Raw genomic sequence first — 5,253 nt, 5'->3', positions numbered from 1 at the left:
AAACGCAGTCAGGGCCACCCCGAAGGGTGGCCCTGACTGGAAAGGTTGTCCGGCGGTGTCCTACTCTCCCACACCCTCCCGAGTGCAGTACCATCGGCGCTGGAGGGCTTAGCTTCCGGGTTCGGAATGTGACCGGGCGTTTCCCCTCCGCCATGACCGCCGTAACTCTATCGACATATCAAACAACTCGACCAGCCGTTGCTGGGTGTTGTTCGTTTGTCGGGAGTTGCACAGTGGACGCGTAGCAGCTTGGTAGTCAAGTCCTCGGCCTATTAGTACCGGTCAACTGAACCCGTTACCGGGCTTACATTTCCGGCCTATCAACCCAGTCGTCTAGCTGGGGGCCTTACCCCACAAAGTGGGTGGGATACCTCATCTTGAAGCGAGCTTCCCGCTTAGATGCTTTCAGCGGTTATCCCTTCCGAACGTAGCTAACCAGCCGTGCCCCTGGCGGGACAACTGGCACACCAGAGGTTCGTCCGTCCCGGTCCTCTCGTACTAGGGACAGCCCTTCTCAAGTATCCTACGCGCACGGCGGATAGGGACCGAACTGTCTCACGACGTTCTAAACCCAGCTCGCGTACCGCTTTAATGGGCGAACAGCCCAACCCTTGGGACCTGCTACAGCCCCAGGATGCGACGAGCCGACATCGAGGTGCCAAACCATCCCGTCGATATGGACTCTTGGGGAAGATCAGCCTGTTATCCCCGGGGTACCTTTTATCCGTTGAGCGACACCGCTTCCACATGCCAGTGCCGGATCACTAGTCCCGACTTTCGTCCCTGCTCGACCTGTCAGTCTCACAGTCAAGCTCCCTTGTGCACTTGCACTCAACACCTGATTGCCAACCAGGCTGAGGGAACCTTTGGGCGCCTCCGTTACCCTTTAGGAGGCAACCGCCCCAGTTAAACTACCCACCAGACACTGTCCCTGAACCGGATAACGGTCCGAAGTTAGATACCCAAATCAACCAGAGTGGTATTTCAAGATTGCCTCCCCACCAACTGGCGTTGATGGTTCACCGGCTCCCACCTATCCTACACAAGCTAATTCGGATACCAATGTCAAGCTATAGTAAAGGTCCCGGGGTCTTTCCGTCCTGCCGCGCGTAACGAGCATCTTTACTCGTAATGCAATTTCGCCGGGCCTGTGGTTGAGACAGTGGGGAAGTCGTTACGCCATTCGTGCAGGTCGGAACTTACCCGACAAGGAATTTCGCTACCTTAGGATGGTTATAGTTACCACCGCCGTTTACTGGCGCTTAAGTTCTCCGCTTCGCCCCGAAGAGCTAACAGGTCCCCTTAACGTTCCAGCACCGGGCAGGCGTCAGTCCATATACATCGAATTACTTCTTCGCATGGACCTGTGTTTTTAGTAAACAGTCGCTTCCCCCTGCTCTCTGCGGCCATACAACGCTCCACCCGCGCGGGGCTTCACGTCTCCGGCCCCCCTTCTCCCTAAGTTACGGGGGCAATTTGCCGAGTTCCTTAACCACAGTTCGCCCGATCGCCTCGGTATTCTCTACCTGACCACCTGTGTCGGTTTGGGGTACGGGCCGCTAAGAACTCGCTAGAGGCTTTTCTCGGCAGCATAGGATCACTGACTTCACCTGAATCGGCTCGGCATCACGTCTCAGCCTATATGCGCCGCGGATTTGCCTACGGCACGGCCTACACGCTTACCCCGGCACAACCACCGGCCGGGCTCAGCTACCTTCCTGCGTCACCCCATCGCTTGACTACTACCCGCCAGGTTCCCACGCTCCCCACCATTGACCCGAAGGTCGCCGGCGGTTCGGGTGGTTAGCACAGCGAGGTTCGTCAGGGTCGCTCTTTCGCGGGTACGGGAATATCAACCCGTTGTCCATCGACTACGCCTCTCGGCCTCGCCTTAGGTCCCGACTCACCCAGGGCGGATTAGCCTGGCCCTGGAACCCTTGGTCATCCGGCGGAAGGGTTTCTCACCCTTCTTTCGCTACTCATGCCTGCATTCTCACTCGTGCCGCGTCCACAACTGGGTCACCCCGTTGCTTCACTCGCGGCACGACGCTCCCCTACCCATCCACACACCTGCACAAGGAATCAAGTCCCAGCGAGGTTGAAATGTGAATGCCACAGCTTCGGCGGTGTGCTTGAGCCCCGCTACATTGTCGGCGCGGAACCACTTGACCAGTGAGCTATTACGCACTCTTTAAAGGGTGGCTGCTTCTAAGCCAACCTCCTGGTTGTCTATGCGACCCCACATCCTTTTCCACTTAGCACACGCTTAGGGGCCTTAGCTGGTGATCTGGGCTGTTTCCCTCTCGACTACGAAGCTTATCCCCCGCAGTCTCACTGCCGCGCTCTCACTTACCGGCATTCGGAGTTTGGCTGATTTCGGTAAGCTTGTGGGCCCCCTAGACCATCCAGTGCTCTACCTCCGGCAAGAAACACGCGACGCTGCACCTAAATGCATTTCGGGGAGAACCAGCTATCACGGAGTTTGATTGGCCTTTCACCCCTAACCACAGGTCATCCCCCAACTTTTCAACGTTGGTGGGTTCGGCCCTCCACGCGGTCTTACCCGCGCTTCAGCCTGCCCATGGCTAGATCACTCCGCTTCGGGTCTAGAGCATGCGACTACAGCGCCCTATTCAGACTCGCTTTCGCTACGGCTCCCCCACACGGGTTAACCTCGCCACATGCCACTAACTCGCAGGCTCATTCTTCAAAAGGCACGCCGTCACCCCGCAAGGCTCCGACGGATTGTAGGCGAACGGTTTCAGGTACTATTTCACTCCCCTCCCGGGGTACTTTTCACCATTCCCTCACGGTACTCGTCCGCTATCGGTCACCAGGAAGTATTTAGGCTTACCAGGTGGTCCTGGCAGATTCACGGCAGATTTCAGGGGTCCGCCGCTACTCGGGAACACCCACAGAAGGTCAGCAACTTTCACCTACCGGACTATCACCGTCTACGGTCAGCCATTCCAGACTGTTCGACTAGCCACTGACTTTGTAACTCCTCGAGCGCATGTCAGTACACTCAGCGGGGTCCCACAACCCCGACCACGCAACCCCTGACAGGTATCACACGCAGCCGGTTTAGCCTAGATCCGCTTTCGCTCGCCACTACTCACGGAATCACTTGTTGTTTTCTCTTCCTACGGGTACTGAGATGTTTCACTTCCCCGCGTTCCCTCCACACACCCTATGTGTTCAGGTGTGGGTGACACCACATGACTGGTGCCGGGTTTCCCCATTCGGACACCCTGGGATCACAGCTTGGTTGACAGCTCCCCCAGGCCTATCGCGGCCTCCCACGTCCTTCATCGGCTCCTGGTGCCAAGGCATCCACCGTTCGCCCTTGACAACTTGACCACAAAGATGCTCGCGTCCACTGTGCAATTCTCAACAAACGACCAACCCACAACCTGATGCGCCCCACACCAGCCCGGCAATTCCGCCGGCGGTATGCGAGGCCAGGTCATGCCTGGCAGCCTGCGGAGCTCACGCTCCGCTCAAGGCTCTGAAAGACAACCAATGGTTGTTCCTTCAGGACCCAACAGGGTGCTTTGCATCCTCCCCCAGCCGCACCAGGACTTCGTTCCACACCACCGGTGAAGGTGGCCGTACTAGAAGGAACCCGGCCGTTGCCAGGGAAAGACTCGCCAGTGTCTCCGCCATTGAGCACCCCGACCCGACATCCGCGGGCCGCGGGCTCCTTACACCCTTTCGGGTGAAGGTGCTCCTTAGAAAGGAGGTGATCCAGCCGCACCTTCCGGTACGGCTACCTTGTTACGACTTCGTCCCAATCGCCAGCCCCACCTTCGACGGCTCCCTCCACAAGGGTTGGGCCACCGGCTTCGGGTGTTGCCGACTTTCGTGACGTGACGGGCGGTGTGTACAAGGCCCGGGAACGTATTCACCGCAGCGTTGCTGATCTGCGATTACTAGCGACTCCGACTTCACGGGGTCGAGTTGCAGACCCCGATCCGAACTGAGACCGGCTTTTTGGGATTCGCTCCACCTCACGGTATCGCAGCCCATTGTACCGGCCATTGTAGCATGCGTGAAGCCCTGGACATAAGGGGCATGATGACTTGACGTCATCCCCACCTTCCTCCGAGTTGACCCCGGCAGTCTTCGATGAGTCCCCGCCATAACGCGCTGGCAACATCGAACGAGGGTTGCGCTCGTTGCGGGACTTAACCCAACATCTCACGACACGAGCTGACGACAGCCATGCACCACCTGTGACCGCCCCCGAAGGACCCGACATCTCTGCCGGTTTTGCGGCCATGTCAAACCCAGGTAAGGTTCTTCGCGTTGCATCGAATTAATCCGCATGCTCCGCCGCTTGTGCGGGCCCCCGTCAATTCCTTTGAGTTTTAGCCTTGCGGCCGTACTCCCCAGGCGGGGCGCTTAATGCGTTAGCTGCGGCACAGGGAACCGGAGAGGCCCCCCACACCTAGCGCCCAACGTTTACAGCGTGGACTACCAGGGTATCTAATCCTGTTCGCTCCCCACGCTTTCGCTCCTCAGCGTCAGTATCGGCCCAGAGACCCGCCTTCGCCACCGGTGTTCCTCCTGATATCTGCGCATTTCACCGCTACACCAGGAATTCCAGTCTCCCCTACCGAACTCTAGCCTGCCCGTATCGACTGCAGGCCCGCAGTTGAGCTGCGGGTTTTCACAGTCGACGCGACAAGCCGCCTACGAGCTCTTTACGCCCAATAAATCCGGACAACGCTCGCGCCCTACGTCTTACCGCGGCTGCTGGCACGTAGTTGGCCGGCGCTTCTTCTGCAGGTACCGTCACTTACGCTTCGTCCCTGCTGAAAGAGGTTTACAACCCGAAGGCCGTCATCCCTCACGCGGCGTCGCTGCATCAGGCTTCCGCCCATTGTGCAATATTCCCCACTGCTGCCTCCCGTAGGAGTCTGGGCCGTGTCTCAGTCCCAGTGTGGCCGGTCGCCCTCTCAGGCCGGCTACCCGTCGTCGCCTTGGTAGGCCATCACCCCACCAACAAGCTGATAGGCCGCGAGCCCATCCCAGGCCGAAAAACTTTCCACCAAGCCTCATGCGAGGCCAGGTCATATTCGGTATTAGCCCCGGTTTCCCGGGGTTATCCCAAAGCCTAGGGCAGGTTGCTCACGTGTTACTCACCCGTTCGCCGCTCGAGTACCCCGAAGGGCCTTTCCGCTCGACTTGCATGTGTTAAGCACGCCGCCAGCGTTCGTCCTGAGCCAGGATCAAACTCTCCAACAAAAA

Annotated in this window: 3 rRNA genes; all 3 read right to left on the bottom strand. The window is 58.5% G+C overall.

Annotated features, from left to right (window positions below):
* Positions 1-47: 47 nt before the first annotated feature.
* Positions 48-164: ribosomal RNA gene (gene rrf, locus AB0F68_RS35055) — 5S ribosomal RNA — on the bottom strand.
* 88 nt (positions 165-252) lie between these two features.
* Positions 253-3,360: ribosomal RNA gene (locus AB0F68_RS35050) — 23S ribosomal RNA — on the bottom strand.
* Positions 3,361-3,735: 375 nt separating this feature from the next.
* A 16S ribosomal RNA gene (locus AB0F68_RS35045) occupies positions 3,736-5,250 on the bottom strand.
* The 16S, 23S and 5S rRNA genes sit together here, the layout of an rRNA operon.
* Positions 5,251-5,253: the final 3 nt, after the last annotated feature.

This window comes from Micromonospora sp. NPDC023966 (assembly GCF_040639095.1).
In the GTDB taxonomy this organism is placed as follows: Bacteria; Actinomycetota; Actinomycetes; order Mycobacteriales; family Micromonosporaceae; genus Micromonospora.
The sequence above is the reverse complement of the archived record's forward strand: the minus strand, read 5'-3'. Positions and strand labels throughout refer to the sequence as shown.